Annotated in this window: 3 protein-coding genes and 1 pseudogene; 1 reads left to right on the forward strand and 3 read right to left on the reverse strand. The window is 63.6% G+C overall.

The window, feature by feature from the left end; all coding sequences use genetic code 11:
• Positions 1-63 precede the first annotated feature (63 nt).
• A complete protein-coding gene (locus Q7T84_RS01065) occupies positions 64-681 on the reverse strand; it encodes a hypothetical protein (RefSeq protein ID WP_304805714.1) in 618 nt (205 codons plus the stop codon).
• Positions 682-713: 32 nt separating this feature from the next.
• Positions 714-974: pseudogene (locus Q7T84_RS01070) on the reverse strand (transposase); the annotation flags it as partial.
• A gap of 222 nt (positions 975-1196) precedes the next feature.
• On the opposite strand from Q7T84_RS01070, the gene Q7T84_RS01075 reads away from it, so the two are divergent.
• Positions 1197-1388, forward strand: coding sequence for a hypothetical protein (locus tag Q7T84_RS01075; protein ID WP_304805713.1), 192 nt, complete (start codon positions 1197-1199; stop codon positions 1386-1388).
• Between the two features lie 569 nt (positions 1389-1957).
• Here the strand turns inward: Q7T84_RS01075 and Q7T84_RS21090 are convergent.
• Positions 1958-2047 (reverse strand): DUF1508 domain-containing protein (locus Q7T84_RS21090; RefSeq protein WP_370653601.1); only part of this gene is annotated, 90 nt, incomplete at its 5' end.

Here is a 2047-nt window from a genome sequence, read left to right on the forward strand (position 1 = left end):
CCGCCAGAGGCAGAGGCATAGCCATCAAAACCTACGAGCCGCCGCTCCAGGCCGCGAGGTCACTCAGATGACGCCCTGGGCGCGCATGGCCTCGGCGACGCGTACGAAACCCGCGATGCTCGCCCCCAGGACATAGTCGCCTGGCGCCCCGTATTCCTCTGCGGTCGCCGCGCAGCTGTCGTGAATGCCGCGCATGACGGCGGCCAGACGCGCCTCGGTTTGCTCGAAGCTCCAGCTGTCGCGGGAGGCGTTCTGCTGCATTTCGAGCGCCGAGGTGGCGACGCCGCCCGCGTTGGCCGCCTTGCCCGGCGCGAAGAGGATGCCGCCAGCCTGGAAGGCGCGGACCGCCTCTGGCGTCGAGGGCATGTTGGCGCCCTCGGCCACGGCCATCACGCCATTCCGGAGCAGGCTGGCGGCGTCCTTGCCGGTGAGTTCGTTTTGCGTGGCGCAGGGGAGGGCGACGTCGCACGGCACGTCCCAGATCGAGCCTTCGGCGATATAGTGCGCGCCGGCGCCTCTAAGGCCGACATAGTCGCAGATCCGGCCGCGTCGCAGCTCCTTGATCTCCTTGACGAGCGCCACATCGATGCCCGCCTCATCGACGATGTAGCCGTCGGAATCCGAGCAGGCGACGACCTTTCCGCCGAACGCCTGGATCTTCTCCATGGCGTAGACAGCCACATTTCCGGAGCCGGAAACCACGGTGCGTTTGCCCGGGCCGCCTCGGTCAGGATCAGCTTGTCCAGCGTCAGGTCCGATACCGCACGCCGCAGCCGCGTGTTCTCCAGCTCCAACGCCTTGAGCCACTTGACCTTCTTCATGCCGCCGTACTCCGCCCGCCAGCGGAAATAGGTCGTCTACGTCACCGCGATCGTCTTCACCGCCTCGGCGATCGACTTGCCCTGACCTGTCAGCACATCAACCTGACGCAGCTTGGCGACGATCTCTTCCGGCTTGTGGCGCTTCCTTGCCATCGTTCCATCCATCCAAAATGGTCCTCGGACCAACATAAGGGACGGACCACTTCAAGGGGCGCAGACCAGAGGTCACCCCATGAGTTCGAGGGGTCTTGTCATTTGAATGAAAAGACAGGCGAACAAGCTCTGCTATTGTAAATGCAACGCCGGGCACGGTCGGACACCCGGCGGGTGAACCGTGGCTAGGACTCACGCCACTCAAACGTGTCGGAGGGGCGCATGACAAACTACCTCTTTTACCCGCACCTGCGGGATGGCTCGATTTCGATGTTCGAAGCCCACGAACTTGCCAGCGACGCCGAGGCCCTGCTGAAAGCCGAGGCTGTACTTCTGGCCCACGTTTCGGCGATGGAGGTGGTGGTCTGGGATGGCGACCGACAGATCGGCAAGTCCATCCGCCAGATAGCTTAGCCATTGGCTCTCGTCGGCGCGCCGGCGTTTTCTAGGCGCCTCTGTGATCCGTGAGGCCGTCTCGGTGACAAGGAAGTTGCCTTTCAAGCTTCCTCTCGCCGCCTAAGCGGGGCTGTGCGATAACTGAATACAATGATCGTCGAGTTCTTGCCTGCGAACCGCGCACGACTACGGCGACAACGCCGGGCGCCGATCCTCTACATCGTTATGGCCATCGTTGGCTTCGTGGGCGCCGTGGCGCTTGCGATCTGTCACTGAGCGCCAGGGGTCGGCGAGACGAATAGCCACACAGCGCCGCCGAATAACAAATTGAATTGGCCGCGAAACGGCCGATAGCTTCCTTCAGCGTGCGGCGAACGGGTTCGCACGCAGCGGGTTCAGGCCTGCGGCGTCCCAGCCCACCTTGGTTGGCTGGGACGTTGCGCGACCCTTCGGTCCACGATTTTCACGACTCCAGACCCTCCACGGTATCGAACGGTGTGGCTAACGGTGATGCCGGGCGGCGCTCCGTGAGTCTGGCACGGTCCCTGCCGCCAACGCGCAGCGGCGGCAGGGACGGACAGGCAGTATCAGTCGCCGCTATTGTCTTCCGTCGGCGCACCGGGGCCATTTTTCTTGAAGCTGTCGATGGCGTTCTGGGCAGAAGACTTGGCCTTATA

It is taken from the genome of Phenylobacterium sp., from assembly GCF_030654915.1.
GTDB lineage: Bacteria > Pseudomonadota > Alphaproteobacteria > Caulobacterales > Caulobacteraceae > Phenylobacterium.